The organism is Halomonas almeriensis (assembly GCF_030409235.1).
Lineage (GTDB): Bacteria > Pseudomonadota > Gammaproteobacteria > Pseudomonadales > Halomonadaceae > Halomonas > Halomonas almeriensis.
On sequence record NZ_JAUFPO010000002.1, the window covers coordinates 144,271 to 163,219 of the forward strand.

Below are 18,949 nucleotides of genomic sequence, written 5' to 3' on the forward strand. Positions count from 1 at the left end.
GCTGTTTTTCCTTCGCTCATGGCTGTTTCCCCTGCGCTGTGGTCTTTTTGCCCTTTGAGCTTGCCTTGTCGCGTTTGACTGCGTAATGCAGCGGTGCGTAGAGGGCGTCGGCCAGTTCGCCGAAGTGGCGCTCGGCGGTGCGCTGGCGGGCGAGTTCATCGAAGCTGCGCCACTGGCGGGCCAGGTAGGCGTCGCGCTGGAGCTCGCCGGCGTTGTAGTTGTCGCCTTCAAAGACCTTGGCGGCGGCCTGGTAGGCCTTGAGGTCGTTGTCTTCCTGGCGCTCCGGGCTGCCCAGGCAGCGATCCAGTTGGGCGATGTCGCCGCCTTCCTTGATCCAGGTGAAGGCGGCGTCGCGGGCCAGCGGCAGGGGGGCGGTCATGCCGGCCTGCCAGGCCGAGGCGATGGCGGTCAGGCGGGCGCGGGCCAGTTCCGGGTCGAGCGGGTTGAGGGTGCCGCCGCCGGCGCGCGAGCGCAGCTCGGTGGTGACCGGGCCGACGGCGATCTGGGCGGCCAGGTGCTCGACCCAGGGCGTCAGCCAGTGTTTCCAGTGGTACTTGCCCTTGTGGACCAGACTGCTGGTGATCAGCTTGAGGCGGCATACGTCGCCCTGGTCGTTCTCGCGCAGTTCGTCGAGCCAGTCTTCCACGGCGAGGGGGCCGCCCGCGGCCTCGAGCTCCAGCGAGACGGGCGCCGGCAGGGCGCGGGGATGGGGCCAGGCGGCGAGCAGTTCGGCGTATTCGCTGAACAGCCCGTCCAGCGGTTCGACCAGGTCGTCGCGCATGCGCTGGGCGAAGCCGCCCATGGCCAGCCGGCCTTCGCGTTCCAGACGCGCCAGGGTGCTCTCGACGGCGGGCATGGGGGATTCGCGGTCTTCCACGGCGCGGCGCCCGGCCTGGATCAGTTCGTCCTGCAGCTGCCAGTGGGTCAGGCCGTCCAGCTCGAAGGGCTCGTGGTCGGGGCTTTCGGCGCTCTCGCGCTCCAGGTGGACGCCCAGCCGGGTGTTGAAGAAGGCCTTGACGGGGTCCTTGAGGAAGGCGCCGAGTTGGCCAAGTGTCAACGGGGCTTCCTGGGGCATCCGCGGCAAGCTAGCTGCGCTCGGCGATACGGCGTTAACACCAGACTCAAGAGGCGCCTTGTCGTCCAGGGCGGTTGACTGGCCGGCATGAATGGCGCGCCATTCATGGGCGTAGGTGAACAGGGCGTTGTCGGCATCCGGTGCGGCCATGAAATAGGCGCGGCTGAAGGGCTGCAGCGGGTGCTCGGTGGTCAGGGCGTCGAGCAGGGCCTGGCCGGGGTCTGCCTCGGCCGGCGCGTCGGCGAGCTGCCAGCCGGCGGCGATATGGTCGCGCAGCTGGCCGAGCAGCACCGAGGGCGGCTGCGGGGCGTTGTCGTGGATGCTGCGGCCGACCCAGCTGATCATCAGCCGGTCGCGGGCCGAGAGCAGCGCTTCGAGGAAGAGGTAGCGGTCGTCCTCGCGCCGTGAGCGGTCGCCGGGGCGGTAGTCGTGGCCCATCAGGTCGATGTCCAGCGGCCGTTGGGTGCGCGGGTAGTCGCCGTCGTTCATGCCCAGCAGGCAGACGTGGCGGAAGGGAATGGCGCGCATCGGCATCAGGGTGGCGATGTTCACGGCGCCGGCCAGGAAGCGTTGCGAGAGGTTGTTGTCGTCGATCTGGCCGAGCCAGTGTTCGCGCACCACCGAGAGCGGCAGGGCTTCCTGCAGGTCGGCGTCGTCGGTGGCGTCGCGCCATTCGTCGAGGATCTCCTCGAGGCGCGTCAGGGTGTTGAGGTCGGCCTCGTCGGCGGCGCTGAAGCAGTCGGCCAGCAGCTCGCGCAGGCGCTGGCACCAGGTGGCCACGTCGGTGGGCTCGGTGAGGCGCTGCCAGAGGGCTTCCAGGGTGTCGAGCAGGTCGACCAGCGGGCCGGCCAGGGCGGCTTCCAGGCCGCCGATATCACCATAGGGCTCGATGTCGTGCCAGGGGCCGTCGGTGCTTGCGTTGTCGGTACTGTCGCCCACCGCATAGCCGAGCAGCAGGCGGCGCAGGCCGAAGGCCCAGGTGTTGGCGGTGAGGCCCTCGGGCAGGTCGAGCCGGGCACGCTGGCGGGCGCTGAGCCCCCAGCGGATGCCGGCGCCCTCGATCCAGCGGCGCAGGATCGGCAGGGCCTCGGCGTCGAGGCCGAAGCGCTGGCGCAGGGCGGGCACTTCGAGCAGGTCGAGCAGCTCGCCGACGCTGAGGCGCGATTCGGGCAGTTGCAGCAGGGCTTCCAGGGCGATCAGCAGCGGCTGACGGTGGCGGCTGGTCTGGTCGGACAGGGTGAACGGAATATGCCGCGGGTCGTCCGGCGCGAGGCGGCCGAACACCGCCTGGACGGCGGCGGTGTAGGTGTCGATGTCCGGCACCATGACCAGGATGTCGCGGGGCTTGAGGCTCGGGTCGGCATCGAAGGCGGCGAGCAGCTGGTCGTGCAGGATCTCCACCTCGCGCAGGGCGCTGTGGGCGACATGAAAGCGCAGGCTGGTGTCGTGGTGCGGCTTGACCGCTGGCCAGGCCTCGCGGGTCTCGGCGGGCGGCCGCAGCTCGAGGATGTCGTCCTGCAGTTGCTGGAGCAGTCCGGGGTGCGTGCTGTGTTCCAGCGGCGACTCGAACAGGTCGATGCGCAGCGCCTCGGCCTCGAAGCGGGCGCGATAGCTTTCCTGATCATCGAATTCGTCGAGCAGGCGCAGGTAGTCGCGGCCCTGCTTGCCCCAGGCGGCGAGCAGCGGCTGGGCATGCAGATGAAGCTGGGTGTCGTCGAGCTCGATGGGCATGCCGGGGCGCCGCTGCTGGCGCTTGCGGGCGGCGCGAAGCAGGTCCTTGTGCTCGATGATGTCGGCCCAGTAATGCCGGCAGGGGTTGTGCACGCAGAGCACCACCTGGCTGAACCGGGCGATGGCGGCCAGGGCTTCCAGTGTCTGGCGCGGCAGCGAGGAAATGCCGAAGACGATGACGCGGCGCGGCAGGCCGGGAGGACGCGCCTCTCTATCACCCTGCTGTGGGCTCTCGGCCAGTTCGCGGCAGGCCTCCAGAAAGCGGCCATGCACCACGGCGCGGCTGCTGGCCAGGCCGGCGTCGCCCAGGTGATGGGCGATGTCGTCGCGCAGATAACGCCACAGGGCTGGCTGCCAGCGCTGGTCGTCGTCCAGCGGGCGGGCCTGGCCACGGGCATCGATGATCTCGTCGCGGCCCTCGGCCCAGGCCGCCAGCCAGTCGGCGCGATAGACCTGATACTGGTCGAACAGGTCGGCCAGTCGCTCGGCGAGCTGGTGACGCTTGCGCAGGTCGTCGTCATCGGCCAAAAAGCGCGACAGAGGCGCAAACAGCGGGTCGTCGAGCAGCGCCGGCAGCAGGCGCATCAGGCGCCAGATCAGGCGCGGCTTGTCCAGCGGCGACTCCGCCGGCACCGCGCCCTCGCCGTCGCGATGCACCAGCACGCTGCGGTAGGCCTGCCACAGGAAGCGCGCCGGCAAGGTGACATCCAGCGCCGCCGCCACGCCGCTGCCCCGGGGATCATCGGCGGCCAGGGCCAGCTTGAGCCACTGGCTGATGCCGTTGCTCTGCACCAGGATGGTCTCGTCCTCCAGCGGGTCGAGCGGGTGCTGGCGCATCCAGGTCACCGCCAGATCGCGCAGTTCCTCCAGGCGGTTGCCGTGCACCACCATGAAACCGGGTTGCAGCGAGGTATCGGAGGAGGCGGGCATGGCGATTCCTTGGCGGCGGACAACGTGCCCTCATGGTGCCGGAAAATGGTCAAGGCTTGAAGCCGAACGCGGCCAGGGCGACCATTCACCCATCACCTGCGGAATGGACAAGCCTGCCATGAGTTCAGCTCCCCCACTGACCACCCCGGATGGTCGCTATATCGTGGTGCGTGGGCACCTCTGGCGGTGTACCAATCCGGCACTGCCCGAGGCGGAGCGTCAGCACTGGGTGAAAAAGCTGATGCAGGCACGGCGCGAGGTGGGGCAGGCGAAACGCGCGCAGGACACCGCCGCCGAGCGTGATGCCCGTGCCCGGGTCGATGAGGCCAAGCGTGCGCTGGGTGAGCGCGGCCCGGTGTGGTGGCAGGACGACGCTCCGGACTACACCCAATGCAAGATCGAAAACACCCCTTACGCCGAGTGGTCGAAAACACCCCTTACGCCGAGTGGTATGCGGGGCAGGAGAACACGTGAAGCACTCGCTGCACCGGTATCCTGCCCTGCCTTCGCGAGGAACGGTATGAAACCACACTGCATGGATCTCGACGCGCCCATCGGCGTGATCGCCGACACTCACGGCACGCTGCGCGACGAGGCGCTGAGCATGCTGGAGGGCTGCGGGCTGATCCTGCACCTGGGCGATGTGGGCAGCCGCGATCGGGATGAGGCGATCATCGAGCGGCTGGGCGAGCTGGCGCCGGTGTATACGGTGCGCGGCAATGTCGATACCGCCGACTGGGCCGAGCGCCTGCCCTGGCATCTCGACCTGCGGGTCAACGGCTGGCGGCTGCATCTGGTGCATGATCTCGCCGACTTCGATGCGGCCACCGCCTGCGATGCGGTGCTCCACGGCCATTCTCACAAGGCGCGCAACGAATGGCGCGATGGCCGGCTGCTGTTCAATTCCGGCGGCGCCGGTCGTCGGCGCTTCTCCCTGCCGTTGACGGTCGGCAAGCTGTGGTGCGACGAGGCGGCCCTGCGCGGTGCCATCCTGCATCTGCCGGTCTAGCCGTTGGCCGTTTCCTCGACGGCTGTCCGGGCAGGCAGGGCCCGCAGCTCGAGCCTGCCGTCGGGGCCCGCCTGGAGCTCCACCGGGTCGGTGAGCACGCCCTGAAACTCGCCGTTTTTCTGCATCAGGCAGCTCATCAGCCAGTCCCGGCCGTTGGCGTGGAGCCAGCGCGGGGCATAGCGGTCGCAGTGCGGGGTGCCGTCGAGAAAATGGCCTTCGGCGATGCGCCAGGGGCCCAGCGGGTGGTCGGCCATCAGGTAGTGAATGCCCGAGACCGGCTCGCCCGGGTAGGTCTCTCGGTAGGCCGCCGACCAGTAGGGAGCGCTGGTGCAGAACAGGCAATACCAGCGGCCATTCTTCTCGAATACCGTGGGGACCTCGATTTCGCCGAAGCCGCCGACAAAGACCGGCGGCTCGAGAGACCATTGATACAGGTCGGGGGAGCGCGCCAGGCCGATGGCGCCGGCGGCCAGGGTGTCGTCGGCAAACGGCGAGCGCGCCGTGAAGAACATCAGCCAGCCGTCACCCTCCGGGTCGCGAATGACCCAGGGGTCGCGCATGGATTCGTCCTTCCAGCGCTCGGGCAGGTGCGGCTCGTAGCACTCGGCATTGGGGCCGCGGCGCTCCAGTGCCAGGCCCTGTTTGTGCCAGTCATGCAGGTTCGTGCTGGTGGCATGGCCGATACGCTGATGAAGGCCGTTCTCGGCGTGACTGGTGCCGGTATAGAAGAGGTGCCAGAGGTTGTCGTCGCCTTTTACCACGGAGCCCGTCCAGACGCTGCAGTCATCGAAGGCCGGCGTGGGCGAGGGCGCAAGCACCGTGCCCTGATAGCTCCAGTGGACGAGGTCCGTGCTGGTGGCGTGGCCGTGGCTGACGTGCCAGTGGCGCTGTTCCGGATCGCCCAGCGCGCGATCCGCCTGCAGGAAGAAGGCATGCCAGAGGCCCTGATCCTCGACGTACCAGCTATCCCAGATCCATTTGTCGGCCAGTTCCAGCATGTGTCGTCCCGCAGGTAACTATCGAAAAGTGCCTGATTCTAGGGCATTGGTAATGCCGGTAACCAGACCGCCAGGGCCACCAGCGTGGCCAGCAGCACCGGTGGGGTGATCACCAGCCCCACCTTCATGTACTGCCCCCAGCCGATGCGATAGCCCTTGCCGGCCAGCACATGCAGCCACAGCAGGGTGGCGAGGCTGCCGATGGGCGTCAGCTTGGGTCCCAGGTCGTTGCCGATGACGTTGGCGTAGACCATCAGTTGCTGGGTCTGCTGTGAGACCTCGGCCTGGTCGATGGCCAGGGCGCCGATCAGGGTAGCGGGCATGTTGTTCATCAGCGAGGCGAGGATCGCCGAGGCGAAGCCGGTGCCCACGGTGGCCACCAGGTCCCCCTGCCGACTCAACCAGACCAGCACCTCGGCGGCGGCGTCGGTCAACCAGGCATTGCCCAGGCCGTAGACCACCAGGTACATGCCCAGCGAGAACAGCACGATCTGCCAGGGGGCGTGGCGCAGCACGCTCTTCAGCGAGATGACATGTACGTGCCCGGCACTGAACCAGCGGCCGGCGATGGCCATCAGGATGAGTGCGGCGCTGCCCATGATCAGCGCGAAGGGCAGCTCCCAGTGGGTGGTCAGAAAGAGAGCGGCCAGCAGGGCCAGCAGCAACGGGAAGGCAGCGCGGAAGACCTGATGGTCGCGGATCGCGTCGGCGGGGGACTCGAGGCGCTCGACGTCGTAGCGGCCGGGCACCTCGCGGCGGAAGTACCAGCCGAGTACCAGCAGCGTGGCCAGCAAGGCGACCAGGTCCACCGGCACCATGACCAGTGCATAGCGGCTGAAGCCGATGTCGAAGTAGTTGGCACTGACGATGTTCACCAGGTTGGAGATGATCAGCGGCAGGCTGGTGGAGTCGGCGACGAAGCCGGTGGCGATGATGAAGGCCAGGGCCGCGCCGGGCCGAAAGTCCAGCCGCGCCAGAATGGCCACCACGATGGGCGTGAGCAGCAGGGCGGCGCCGTCGTTGGCGAAGATCGCCGCGATCATGGCGCCGAGCAGGATGATCAGCGGAAACAGCAGCCGGCCCCGGCCATTGCCCCAGCGCGCGATGTGCAGGGCGGCCCAGGCGAAGAAGCCGGCCTCGTCGAGAATCAGCGAGATGATGATCAGCGCCACGAAGGTGAAGGTGGCGTCCCACACGATGTGCCACACGGTGCCCACATCGCCCCAGTCGACCACGCCCAGCAGCAGCGCCACGCCGGCGCCGCCCAGGGCGCTCCAGCCGATGCCCAGCCCGCGGGGCTGCCAGATGACCAGCACCAGCGTGGCCACGAAGATGCCGAATGCCAGCATGAAAGGCTCCGTTGTCAGTGAGTGGCCTGGTTGACGCGCTGCGAGACCTGCTCGGCGCTTTCCACCCGCTCGGAGTAGCGGTCGGTGAGGTAGGCGCTGCGGTCGCGGGTCAGCCAGGTGAACTTGACCAGCTCCTCGCAGACATCCACGACGCGCAGATAGAGCGGCGAGAGGCGCATGCGTCCGGCCTCATCGAATTCGTTGAAGGCCCTGGGTACCGAGGACTGGTTGGGGATGGTCAGCATGCGCATCCAGCGCCCGAGGATGCGCAGCTGGTTGACGGCATTGAAGCTCTGGCTGCCGCCGGAGACTTCCATGACGGCCAGTGTCTTGCCCTGGGTGGGGCGCACGCCGCCCAGCGCCAGGGGAATCCAGTCGATCTGGGCCTTCATGATGCCGGTCATGGCGCCGTGGCGCTCCGGGCTGACCCAGACCATGCCCTCGCTCCAGGTGGCCAGTTCGCGCAGTTCCTGCACCTTGGGGTGGTTGCTGTCGGCATCATCCGGCAGCGGCAGGCCGGCGGGGTTGAAGGTGCGCACGTCACAGCCGTACCAGCGCAGCAGGCGGGCGGCTTCCTCGGCGAGCAGGCGCGAGTAGGAGCGTTCGCGCAGCGAGCCGTAGAGCACCAGGATACGCGGGGCATGCCGGGAGGCTTCGGGTCCGACCAGAGCGTCGATGTCGATGGGCTCGAGTTGCTCGGGGTCTATGTTGGGAAGGTCGTCTTGACTCATGGGGCTTGGGTCCTGCGGCTTCGGTGGAAGGGTCGCTCAGCTCGAGGGGGGCGAGCCCGGTTTGTCGCGGGTCGCCGGCGATGCCGCTGCAGAGGAGTCGCAGGCGTCAGGATTGCCGGCACAGCACTCGCGCAGCAGGGCATCCAGAGTGCCTTGCAGGTGTTCGAGACAGGCGCGGTAGATGACCGAGCGACTCTGGCGGCGCGAGGTCACCAGGCCGGCTCGAGCCAGTACGCTCAGGTGTGTCGACATGGTGTTATGCGGCACATCCAGCTCACGGGCGATATCACCGGCGGGCAGACCGTCCGGCTCGTGACGCACCAGCAGCCGGAAGGTCGCGAGGCGTGTCGACTGTGACAGGGCCGAGAAGACGTCGATCAAAGCGTTGTTGTCCATATGTCGAGAATTACAGACATATTGAGCGAATGCAATGGATGGTTTGATGGCAGTGGATCCAGCGGTCTTGCGAGCGGGGCGCGGCGGGCGCAAGGCCCTGGCACCCCGCGGCTGTCTCAGCCCAGCTCGAAGGGCACCTCGCCGGCTTCGTGGGCCAGCAGCCATTGCTTGCGGCCGATGCCGCCGGCATAGCCGGTGAGGCTGCCGTCGCTGCCGATGACGCGGTGGCAGGGCACGACGATGGCCAGCGGGTTCTTGCCATTGGCGTTGCCGACGGCGCGCTGGCCGCCCTTGCAGCGGAGCTGGTCGGCGATTTCACCGTAGTTGCGGGTTTCGCCGAAGGGAATGGTCGACAGGGCGTCCCAGACACGCCGCTGGAAGTCGGTGCCGAGGGGCGCAAGCGGCAGATCGAAGCTGTGGCGCTGGCCATCGAAGTACTCGGCCAGTTGCTGGCGGGCGCGATCCGTCACCTCGCTGGGCTTGGGCTCGCCGTCCTGGCTCTGGACGAAGGCGATCTCGGTGAGGCCGCGGGCGTTGGCGGTCAGCTTGATCAGGCCCAGCGCGTCGCGCTGCGGGGGTTCGAAGTAGTCGAGCGCCTGGCTCATGGGTTTGCCTCCTTGTCCGTCGCATGCGGGACGTGAGTGTCACGAGTCGATGGTTCCAGCGTATCGCGCGCCGGCGGCCGCGCCCATAGCTGGAGGGTCAGGTAGCTGCGCCAGGGGGCGGCTCCGGCCGGGTCGCACTCGCCCAGGTGGCCGAGTGCGCGGCGCAGCCCCGCATCGCCCTCCAGCCAGATATCCGGATGGCCGGTGCCGCGCATGGCGGCGTAGCGGGCGGTCCAGGGGCCGATGCCCTTGAGGCTGGTCCACTGCAGCGGGTCGGCCATCCGCTCGGGCTCGGCAAAGGCGGCGGCCAAGCGTTGCAGGGTGGCCTTGCGGGCACCGGGCATGCGCAGGAAGTCGAGTTCGCTGGCGGCGACCCGGGCGGGCGTGGGGAAGTAGCGGCCCTGGGCGGCGGGCTCGCCGAGTTGTTCAACCAACCGGCTGACCAGTTGCCGGGCGGCGGTGATCGACACCTGCTGGCCGAGGATGGCCCGCACGCCGGCCTCGAAGGGCGACCAAACACCGGGCAGGCGCAACCCTTCGACCAGAGAAAGCTCGGGCAGCAGCCCTGCCAGATGCGACTCGATGGTATGGGTGTCGGCATCCAGGTCGAGCACGCGGCGGATCTGTTGTACCACCTGGGGCAGTACGCTCAGGTCGTCGAGCTCGAGCCGTACGCGGAAAGCGTGCTCCTCGGGGTGATGCTCGGCGGTGAACCAGCCGCGGGCATCGCCCCAGCTTACATGACGGCCATAGTGGTGTTCGCCGATCCACTCCAGCCCCTCGATGACGCGCTGGCAATGGAAGTCGTGGAGCGGCTGCCAGGCATAGGGCGGCCGGTAGGCGAGACTCAGGGTCAGGCCATCGCCGGCTGCCGTGTCGCGGTGGCGCAGCTCACGCGGGGCCAGCCGGATATGCCGGCGAAAGGCGTCATTGAAGCGCCGCAGGCTGTTAAAGCCACTCGCATGAGCCACCTCGGTGACGGGTAGCGAGGTCTGATGCAGCAGTTGCTTGGCAAACAGGCACTGGCGGTGCAGGGCGTAGGTCTTCGGCGCGACGCCGAGGTGCTGCTGGAAGAGTTGCCGCAGGTAGCGCTCACCGATGCCCAGCCGCTCGCAGAGCTCGCCCAGGCTGCCCTCGCGCAGGGCGCCCTCGTCGATCAGCCGCAGGGCGCGCTCGAAGGTCGTGCGGCTGCCTCGCCAGGCCGGGGAATGCGGGGCGCTGTCCGGCCGACAGCGCAAACAGGGGCGAAAGCCGGCCTCGGCGGCGGCCAGGGCGCTCGGGTAGTAGTGCACGCGGTTCTCGCGAGACGGCAGCGCCGGACAGATCGGCCGGCAGTAGATGCCGGTGCTGTGCACCGCGACGAAGAAGCGACCGTCGAAACGGGTATCCCGCGCGAGCCGTGCCTGTCGGCATTGCGCCGCGGTCAGCTCGGGCAGCATCCCCGGACCGGGTGCGTTGGTGTCATCCATCCTCGGCGTCACGCCTGCTTCCTCCTGGCTCATGCGTCAGCCTGCAGTGTAGCGCGCCTGACGAGCAAAACCGGCCGGAATCGGAGGTGATGCCAGGCAGGTCATCACGCCCGCTGGGTGCTGAGCGGGCCATTGGTCTTCAGGGTGTCCATGGCGACCTGGGTGGCGATGTCGTGAAGGCCTTCCATGGGGCTGACGACACTGGCGAGGAAGGCGGAGAGGGCGCCCAGGCTTTCCACACAGACTTTGAGGATGAAGTCGTGCTGCCCGGTGACGGTATGGCATTCGATGACTTCGTCGCGCTCCAGCAGGCTGGCCACGACGCCTTGTGGGTCGCCCATCAGGCGCTTGTCCATGGAAAGAAAGATAAAGGCCGTGACGCCAAGCCCCAGCGCCTCGGCGGAGAGGCGCAGCGAATAGCCCTGGATGACGCCTTCCCGCTCGAGCCGCGCCAGGCGTCGCGAGCACTGGCTGACCGAGAGGCTGACGCCTTCGGCAAGCTGGCCGAGCGTCAGGCGGGCATCACGCTGCATGTCATGCAGGATTTTCAGGTCGAAGCGGTCTAGTGCAATCATTTGCTGTCTTTCAGTTGTGTGATGCAAAAGTGTTGCATTGATTCTGGCGCAAGGGTGTGAAAACGCAAGCCCCTTTCATGCCGGCTTCTCTAGAATGGTGGTCAGGTCCGCCACGGTATCGTGCCTGTTGTCCGACCGGCCCTGTCCTGACCCTCTGGAGACTTGCCCATGTCCGTTTCACTCGAAGACGCGCGTCAACGCGATCGCCAGGATCCACTTGCCGGCTGGAAGGCGCACTTCGCGCTGCCGGAAGGCGTGCTCTATCTGGATGGTAATTCGCTCGGCGCCCAGCCGTTGGCGGCGCGCCAGGCCGTCGCCGGGACCCTGGATCAATGGCGCGACGAGCTGATCGGCGGCTGGAATCAGGGCTGGTTCGATGCGCCGGAACGACTCGGGCGGCTGCTCGCGCCCGTGCTGGGCGCGCGTGAAGACGAGGTGCTGGTCACCGACAACATTACCCTCAACCTCTTCAAGCTGTTGGGCTACATCCTCGGCCCGGGTGGCGAGAGCGGCCGGGCGGGGCGTGGCGTGGTATTGAGCGAGGGCGGCAATTTTCCGGCCGATGGCTACATCGCCGAGGGGTTCAGCCATCTGGCCGCTCATGAGCACCGGGTGCTGCCGGAGGGCGAGCCGCTGGAGGCGCACCTCGAGGGCGTCGATGTGGTGGTGCTCAGTCAGGTCAACTATCGCACCGGGGCCCTGCGCGACATGGCGGCCACCACGCGGCTGGTGCACGACCATGGCGCGGAGGTCATCTGGGACCTGGCCCACTCGGCCGGGGCGCTGCCGGTGGCTCTCAACGCCTGTGATGTGCGCTACGCGGTCGGTTGTACCTACAAGTATCTGAACGGCGGGCCGGGGGCACCGGGCTTCGTATATGTGCGGCGCGATCATCAGACCCATGGCTGGCAGCCGCTGTCGGGCTGGCACGGTCATGCCGCGCCGTTCGCCTTCGCGCCGGACTATGCGCCGGCGGCCGACCTGACCCGCTTTCGTACCGGCACCCACTCGGCGCTGGCCTATAGTGCGCTGGAGGCTTCGCTGGCGATGTGGGCGCGGGTCGACATGGCGGCGCTGCGCGACAAGAGCCTGGCGCTGACCGAGCTGTTCCGGGCCTGCCTGGCCGATCTCTTCGCGGCCCACGGTATCGAGGACATCACCCCGGCGCTCGGGGCACGGGGCAGCCAGGTCTCGCTGGTGGCCGGCGAGCACGGCTTTGCCATCGTTCAGGCGCTGATCGCCCGCGGGGTGATCGGCGATTATCGCGAGCCGGGTCTGATGCGCTTCGGTTTTGCGCCGCTCTACCTGAGCCACGAGGATGTCTGGCAGGCCGCGCGGCACTTCCGCGAGGTGGTGGAGCGCGGCGAATACCGGGCAGAGCGCTTTCAGGTGCGCTCGGAGGTGACCTGATGGCGGGCGCCGAGCGGGAGCAGGCCTATTTGCCGAGTCGCTGGGCGCGTGATCCGCACGCCACCCTGGCACGCCAGGCCGAACTGGGAGTCCGCCTGCGTGAACGCCACCCACCACAGCCTTGGTGCCATGGAGCGGGGGCCGGAGAGGGGATCAATCTTTTTGTGCCGGCGGCGGGCTCGCCCCGGGCGCTGATGGTGTTTCTGCATGGCGGTTACTGGCAGGAGCTGGATGCCTCGGCAACCGACTTCCTGGCCGAGCCCTGGCTGGCGGCCGGCTGGGCCTTTGCGTCCGTGGATTATCCGCTGGCGCCCGAGGCTTCCATCGAGGCCATGGTGGAGGCCGTGCGGCGCGCAGTCACCTGGTTACAGGATGCCCTGAGCGCCCGCTATTCCGGCATTCGGGCTCATCTCGGGGGACACAGTGCCGGCGCCCACCTGGCGCTGATGAGCTGCCTAGACGAGCCGCGGCTCACCGCGATCGACTCCTTGTGGTTGATCAGCGGCATTTACGACCTGCGGCCGCTGGTGGATACCTGTATCAATGCGCCCCTGGGGCTGGATTATCAATGCGCCGCGCAGCTGAGCCCGCTGTGCCGGTCGCTTCAGGGACTGCCACCGCTACGTCTGCTGTGCGGCGAACATGATCCGCCGGCCTTTCGCGCCCAGAGCGAGTGCCTCGAGCGCCATGCTCGGGCGGTGGGCCTACCCTGTCGGTTCGATCGGCGCGACGGCTGTGACCACTTCGACATTCTGGAACGGCTCGCGGATGAGCCGCACCGCTTGCCCCCCGCCATACCGACAACCGGGCCGTCATGCCCGGCATCAGGAGGAGTCGCATGAGTCATTCCGACGAGATCCCGACACCGCGGGGCGCCGTGAACCTGGAGGATGAGACCCGCGTTCACTGGGATCAGGACATGAGTTACGGCGAGTACCTGCAGCTCGAGCCCCTGCTGGCCTGTCAGCGGCCGCTTTCCGGGGCGCATGATGAGATGCTGTTCGTGGTCATCCATCAGGTCTCCGAGCTGTGGCTCAAGCAGTGTCTCCACGAGGCGCACGGCGCGGCGCGCCACATTGCAGCGGACCAGCTCAGGCCGGCGTTCAAGATGCTCAGCCGGGTGGCGCGCATCCAGGAGCAGATGATTCAGGCCTGGGAGGTGCTGGTCACCATGACGCCCAGCGATTATGCGAGCTTCCGCGACAGCCTGGGACAGAGTTCCGGCTTCCAGTCCTATCAGTATCGCGAGCTGGAGTTTCTATTGGGCAACAAGCACCCGGGCATGCTGCGTGCGCATCGGGCGCATCCGGCCCGCTTCGAACGGCTCGCGGCCGTGCTGAACGCGCCGAGCCTGTATGACGTCAGCCTGCAGTTGCTGGCGCGGCGCGGCTTCGCGCTGCCGGACGCGGTGCTGGAGCGCGACTGGTCGCAGCCCTATAGCGCCTCGGCCGCCGTGGAGGCCGTCTGGGCGGAGATCTACGCCGACACGGAAGGCCACTGGGAGCTGTATGAGCTGGCGGAAAAGCTCATCGATACCGAGTACAACTTCCACAAGTGGCGCTTCAGCCACATGAAAACCGTGGAGCGGATTATCGGCCACAAGAGCGGCACCGGCGGCACCTCGGGGGTGGGCTATCTGCAGAAGGCGCTGGAGTTGAAGTTCTTCCCCGAACTCTGGTCGGTTCGAACTTTGCTGTAGCCCGGCTTTGCAGGGATTTCGCTCGGCGACTTGCCTGGCGGCCCACGGCTTGCTTGACTGTGTTGAAGCCACTTCGGCCGTTGCCGATCATACGGAGATGTCAGATGTCGCAACCGCTTACCCGCCACAACCGTCCCCGCCAGGTGCTGGATGCCGTGAAGTCGGCCAATGCCGAGCTGGCCGAGGCGGATCGCCAGGCCAAGTATCTCAAGATGGCCGAGTCGCCCTACAGCTTCTTCCGGGGCACCAATCACCTCTACTGGGATGATGTCTGGCATGACTGGCGCTTCGCCCTGTATGGCGGCCTGCCGGAGACCCAGACCTGGTTGCAGGGCGATGCACATGCCTACAACTTCGGCGCCTACGGCAGCCATGACGACAATGTGCGCTATGGCATGGACGATTTCGATGACGCCATGATCGGCGACTACCAGTACGACCTCTGGCGCCTGGCCGCCAGCCTGGTGCTGGATGCGCGGGAAAATGTCGGCCTCTCGCCCAAGGATATCTACAAGGCCCTGGCGGCCCTGACCGAGAGCTATCACGATGAGCTCGACAAGCACCAGAATGGCGAAGCGCCGGATGGCGTGACCCTGGAGACGGCCAAGGGACCGGTGGAGCCTTTCCTCAAGAAGGTGGCCAAGAAGCGCAGCCGGGCCAAGATGCTCGACAAGTGGACCCAGCAGACCGATGACGGGCGGCGCTTCGCGGACCGCCCGGAGAAGCTCGCCAGTCTGTCGGCGCATCTAGACAGCCAGTTGCGCAAAGCCATCGAGGAAGAGTACCGCCAGACCCTGCAGAGCGAGCATGCCGAGGCCGATGCCTCGCACTTCACCATCAAGGACATGGCGCGCCGCCTGGATGCCGGCACCGGCTCGCTGGGGTTGGACCGCTTTTATGTGCTGATCGAGGGCGGACGCGACCATGAACACGACGACGTGATTCTCGACGTCAAGCAGCAGACCGCGCCGGAGGGCTGGCGCCTGCTGAGTGCCGCCGAGAAACGCACCTGGCGGCGAGCCTTCCCCCACGAAGGGGCTCGCCATGCGGCGGCCTTCCGTGCCATTGCCGAGCATCCCGATCCGTATCTCGGCTGGTTGCACCTGGGCGACACCGTCTTCTCGGTGCGCGAGCGCTCGCCCTTCAAGGACGACTTCCCGACCCACAAGCTGGACAGCAGCAAGGACTACCGCAAGCTGGTCAAGCGCTGGGGGCGGATCCTGGCCCGTGAGCACCTGCGTGGCGCCCAGGCGCTGTATCCGGAAGACCCGGGCTGCTTCGCGCGCAACGTCTGCGCGATGATTGAGGGCCAGGAAGAGCACTTTGCCGACATGATCGCCACCCTGGCCGTCAGCTATGCCCAGTGTGTCGCCCAGGACTACCGTACCTTCGTCGATAGCCTGGCCGAGCCTGCCGGGACGCCCCAGGGCTGACACTTCGCGGACGGCGGCTGGCGTTTGCGCGCCCGCCGCCGAGTGGTAGGGTGGCTGGCCCTATGCTCAAGCTGTTGAGCCCTGCTGCACTGGAGGCGTCATGTTCCCGAGCTTTTTCCTGCGTTACGCGCGCTTTCCCGATCACATGCGTGCGCTCAGCCAGCCGACGCCGGCGGCGTCGCCGCGACTGTTCGCCTTCAACCGGCCGCTTGCCGAAGCGCTCGGCTTCGACCTTCAGGACTATGATGACGAGCAGGCCACCCAGGTGTTCTCGGGCAATCGCACCCCGGAGGGCGCCGAGCCGGTGGCCATGGCCTATGCCGGTCACCAGTTCGGCAACTTCGTGCCGCAACTGGGCGACGGCCGTGCACTGTTGCTGGGCGAGGTAATCGATCAACACGGGCGATACCGGGATATCCAGCTCAAGGGCAGTGGGCGCACTCCCTTTTCGCGGGGTGGTGATGGCCGTTCGCCACTGGGGCCGGTGCTGCGAGAGTACCTGGTCAGTGAGGCCATGCATGCGCTGGGCGTGCCGACCAGTCGGGCATTGGCGGCGGTGACCACCGGCGAACGCGTGGTGCGCGGTGTGCCGGAGCCGGGGGCCGTCATGACGCGGGTCGCCGCCAGTCATCTGCGGGTCGGCACCTTTCAGTACTTCGCCGCGCGCGGCGATACCGAGGCGCTGCGCCTGCTGGCCGATGAAGCCATCGAGCGCCATTATCCGCATCTGCAAGCGCTGGAGGATGACGGCGAGCGCTATCTGGCGCTGCTGGATGCCGTGGCCGAGCAACAGGTCGATCTGGTGGCACGCTGGATGGGCGTCGGCTTCATTCATGGCGTCATGAACACCGATAACACCGCCATTTCCGGGGAAACCATCGACTATGGCCCCTGCGCCTTCATGGACAGGTTCAATCCGCGAACCGTCTTCAGCTCCATCGACGAGCAGGGTCGCTACGCCTACGTCAATCAGCCCGTGGTGCTGCAGTGGAACCTGGCCCGTTTCGCCGAGACCCTGGTGCCGCTGATCGACAGCGACAGTGATCGCGCCGTGGAGCGTGCCACACCGATCATTCGCGACCTCGCCGAGCGCTATGAGGCCAGCTGGCGCCAGGTCATGCGTGCCAAGCTGGGGCTTGCCACCGAGGAAGACGGCGATGGCGAACTGGCCCAGGCACTGCTGGATGCCATGCAGGAAGGGCGTGCCGACTTTCATCTGAGCTTTCGCTATCTGGCCGATGCCGTGGAGACCGGCGGTGAAGCGGCCAGGCTCAGCGGCGAGTTCGAGCAGCGCGAGGCGCTGGACGCCTGGCTGCCGCGCTGGCGCGAACGCCTGGCGCGTGAAGGCGTGTCGCACGCCGACATCGTGGCGCGCCTGCAGGCCACCAATCCCGCCGTGGTGCCGCGCAATCACCGCGTCGCCGAGGCCATTGCCGCCGCCGAGCAGGACGACTTCGGCCCCTTCGAGGCGTTGCTGGCCGCGGTCACCAATCCCTACACGACGCCCGCCGGCGAGGTGGACTATACCTCGCCACCGCGCGAGGAAGAGCGCGTGCTGCGTACCTTCTGCGGTACCTGACCCCCTGACGGCAGCTAATGGCCTGCCGCTCTCCGAGATGGCCGCCAAGGCGCCCGATTCCCCCTGGGGAGTCGGGCGCCGTTGTGTCATGAGCGGTTCAACGTGATAGGCCTCCAATGAGCTTGATCACTTTGGGTGCTATCGATCCCATAAGCGCTTTCAATTGGGTAAGTATCCAAAAAAGGCATAACGTTATAACCGCTTTAGCAAATAAGCGCTCGATACATCACCCGCGAGGTAAAATCATGGAAACACAGCAGTCTCAACCCGCCATGCCGCAGCTCAACTGTCCCGCACCGGAGTTCACGGCCAAGACCACACACGGTGTGAAGTCTCTGAGTGACTATCGAGGCAAATGGTTGGTGCTCTTTGCACATCCAGCGGACTTCACTCCGGTATGTACCACCGAATTCTCCGCCTTCGCGACGCGAGCTGATCAGTTCAGGGAGCTCGACACTGAGTTGCTGGGCCTTTCCATTGATAGTGTGCATGCCCATATCGCCTGGACGCGCAGCATCAAGGAGAACTTCGGCGTTGATATTCCCTTTCCAATCATTGCCGACCTCAGCATGGAAGTGGCCCATGCCTATGGAATGATTCAGCCGGGAGCCAGTGATACCGCGGCGGTTCGCGCCACCTTTGTCATTGACCCGCAGGGTGTTCTGCGGGCGATGGTTTACTACCCGATGTCCAATGGCCGCTCCGTCGACGAGATTGTACGCTTGGTCAAGTCATTGCAGACCAGTGATGCCCATGGTGTGGCAACCCCGGAAAACTGGCAGCCGGGTGAGCCGGTGATTGTCCCGCCGCCGGCGACCGCCGATGAAGCCGAGGCACGCCAGGATCAGGGCTATGAGTACGTGGACTGGTACTTCTGCAAGAAGACGCTGTAAGGCCGACATGCCGGGTGCTGCGGTTCATTGGCACCCGGCCCGGTATGCATTTCCCAACCTCACGAGGCCAATATGCAGACTTTTCAACTTTCTCGCGGTCAGGATGTCGGCAAGCCTGATGTTGCCGGTTTCTACGATCCCCTCACTTTTTCGGTGCAATACGTGGTGAGCGACCCCGCCACCGGCAAGTGTGCGATCATCGATCCCATCCATGACTTCGATGACAAGTCCGGTGCGACCTCTACCCAGCATGCCGATCAACTGCTCGACTATGTGCGGGAGAGCGGGCTCGAGGTGGAGTGGATTCTGGATACTCACCCCCATGCCGACCACTTCTCCGCGGCTCAATATCTGAAGCAGAAGACCGGGGCGCCTACCGCCATTGGCGAGCAAGTCGTCGAGGTACAGAAACTCTGGAAGGAGCTGTATCACTGGCCGGATTTTCCCGCCGATGGCTCGCAGTGGGACACACTGTTTAGCGAGGGTGAGGTATTTCGTATTGGTGAGCTTCAGGCAGGGGTCATGTTCTCGCCAGGTCATACCCTGGCGTCGATCACCTACGTGATCGGTGATACTGCCTTTGTCCACGACACCCTCTTCCAGCCGGACTTCGGCACTGCCCGAGCCGACTTTCCTGGGGGAGATGCCCATCAGCTCTGGAGATCCATTCAGGCGATACTGGCACTGCCTGATGATACCCGCTTGTTCACCGGACATGATTATATGCCGGGTGGTCGTGAGCCAGAGTGGGAGAGCACGGTGCGCGAGCAACGCCAGACCAACAAGCATCTGGTCGGTGGTATGACCGAGCAGGACTATGTGGCGATGCGCAACCAACGTGACAGTGAATTGCCGATGCCCAGGCTGATTCTGCACTCCCTGCAGATCAACACCCGTGGTGGTCGCCTGCCGGAGCCCGAAGCCAATGGTCGGCGCTATTTGAAGATTCCTCTGGATGCCCTCCAGGGAAACACTGCTTGAATGCCTGCCCGTGCAAGTCGCAGTGGTATAGCCACTATCCCTGGCGGCGACACGACGGGCCCATCCAAAGACGGTTCAAATTCGTT

The 18,949-nt window shown here is 66.5% G+C and carries 16 protein-coding genes; 8 read left to right on the top strand and 8 right to left on the bottom strand.

The features are described 5' to 3' along the window. Window positions 1–16 precede the first annotated feature (16 nt). Entirely contained in the window at window positions 17–3,736 is a 3,720-nt protein-coding gene (gene recC / locus QWY74_RS00885) for an exodeoxyribonuclease V subunit gamma (RefSeq protein WP_290313575.1), read from the bottom strand. A gap of 520 nt (window positions 3,737–4,256) precedes the next feature. Here recC and QWY74_RS13070 point away from each other — a divergent pair. Beyond that, the gene (locus QWY74_RS13070; RefSeq protein WP_264826660.1) at window positions 4,257–4,745 is read left to right on the top strand and encodes a metallophosphoesterase family protein; all 489 of its coding nucleotides are present in this window, start codon (window positions 4,257–4,259) and stop codon (window positions 4,743–4,745) included. Here the strand turns inward: QWY74_RS13070 and QWY74_RS00895 are convergent. From QWY74_RS00895 to QWY74_RS00925, 7 genes are all read right to left on the bottom strand, one after another. Further along, window positions 4,742–5,743 (bottom strand): glycoside hydrolase family protein, encoded by a 1,002-nt coding sequence (locus tag QWY74_RS00895; protein ID WP_290313576.1) that lies wholly within the window; start codon window positions 5,741–5,743, stop codon window positions 4,742–4,744. The genes QWY74_RS13070 and QWY74_RS00895 overlap by 4 nt on opposite strands. A 38-nt stretch (window positions 5,744–5,781) precedes the next feature. Next, a complete protein-coding gene (locus QWY74_RS00900; protein ID WP_290313577.1) occupies window positions 5,782–7,092 on the bottom strand; it encodes an arsenic transporter in 1,311 nt (436 codons plus the stop codon). A 14-nt stretch (window positions 7,093–7,106) separates the two neighbouring features. After that, the gene (arsH, locus tag QWY74_RS00905) at window positions 7,107–7,823 is read right to left on the bottom strand and encodes an arsenical resistance protein ArsH (RefSeq protein WP_264826656.1); all 717 of its coding nucleotides are present in this window, start codon (window positions 7,821–7,823) and stop codon (window positions 7,107–7,109) included. Between the two features lie 36 nt (window positions 7,824–7,859). After that, window positions 7,860–8,219, bottom strand: coding sequence for an ArsR/SmtB family transcription factor (locus QWY74_RS00910; protein WP_264826655.1), 360 nt, complete (start codon window positions 8,217–8,219; stop codon window positions 7,860–7,862). Between the two features lie 116 nt (window positions 8,220–8,335). Further along, a complete protein-coding gene (locus tag QWY74_RS00915; protein WP_290313578.1) occupies window positions 8,336–8,824 on the bottom strand; it encodes a methylated-DNA--[protein]-cysteine S-methyltransferase in 489 nt (162 codons plus the stop codon). Then, on the bottom strand, window positions 8,821–10,326 hold the full coding sequence (locus tag QWY74_RS00920) for a DNA-3-methyladenine glycosylase 2 family protein (RefSeq protein ID WP_290313579.1): 1,506 nt from the start codon (window positions 10,324–10,326) through the stop codon (window positions 8,821–8,823). The genes QWY74_RS00915 and QWY74_RS00920 overlap by 4 nt, the downstream gene beginning before the upstream one ends. A gap of 71 nt (window positions 10,327–10,397) precedes the next feature. After that, window positions 10,398–10,868, bottom strand: a complete 471-nt coding sequence (locus QWY74_RS00925) for an Lrp/AsnC family transcriptional regulator (RefSeq protein ID WP_264826651.1) — start codon at window positions 10,866–10,868, stop codon at window positions 10,398–10,400. Window positions 10,869–11,036: 168 nt separating this feature from the next. Here QWY74_RS00925 and kynU point away from each other — a divergent pair, with 168 nt between their 5' ends. The 7 genes from kynU (at window position 11,037) to QWY74_RS00960 (ending at window position 18,863) form a co-directional block, all read left to right on the top strand. Further along, entirely contained in the window at window positions 11,037–12,278 is a 1,242-nt protein-coding gene (gene kynU / locus QWY74_RS00930) for a kynureninase (protein ID WP_264826650.1), read from the top strand. Continuing rightward, window positions 12,278–13,120: an alpha/beta hydrolase gene (locus tag QWY74_RS00935; RefSeq protein ID WP_290313580.1), complete on the top strand. Its 843-nt coding sequence runs from the start codon at window positions 12,278–12,280 to the stop codon at window positions 13,118–13,120. Before kynU ends, QWY74_RS00935 begins: the two co-directional genes overlap by 1 nt. Continuing rightward, window positions 13,117–13,977, top strand: coding sequence for a tryptophan 2,3-dioxygenase (gene kynA / locus QWY74_RS00940; protein ID WP_290313581.1), 861 nt, complete (start codon window positions 13,117–13,119; stop codon window positions 13,975–13,977). Before QWY74_RS00935 ends, kynA begins: the two co-directional genes overlap by 4 nt. Window positions 13,978–14,081: 104 nt before the next feature. Continuing rightward, window positions 14,082–15,410, top strand: coding sequence for a DUF2252 domain-containing protein (locus tag QWY74_RS00945; protein WP_264826646.1), 1,329 nt, complete (start codon window positions 14,082–14,084; stop codon window positions 15,408–15,410). A gap of 100 nt (window positions 15,411–15,510) precedes the next feature. Next, entirely contained in the window at window positions 15,511–16,989 is a 1,479-nt protein-coding gene (locus QWY74_RS00950; RefSeq protein WP_264826645.1) for a protein adenylyltransferase SelO, read from the top strand. 245 nt (window positions 16,990–17,234) lie between these two features. Further along, entirely contained in the window at window positions 17,235–17,882 is a 648-nt protein-coding gene (locus QWY74_RS00955) for a peroxiredoxin (protein WP_264826644.1), read from the top strand. Window positions 17,883–17,954: 72 nt separating this feature from the next. After that, window positions 17,955–18,863, top strand: coding sequence for an MBL fold metallo-hydrolase (locus QWY74_RS00960; RefSeq protein WP_264826643.1), 909 nt, complete (start codon window positions 17,955–17,957; stop codon window positions 18,861–18,863). Window positions 18,864–18,949 lie beyond the last annotated feature (86 nt).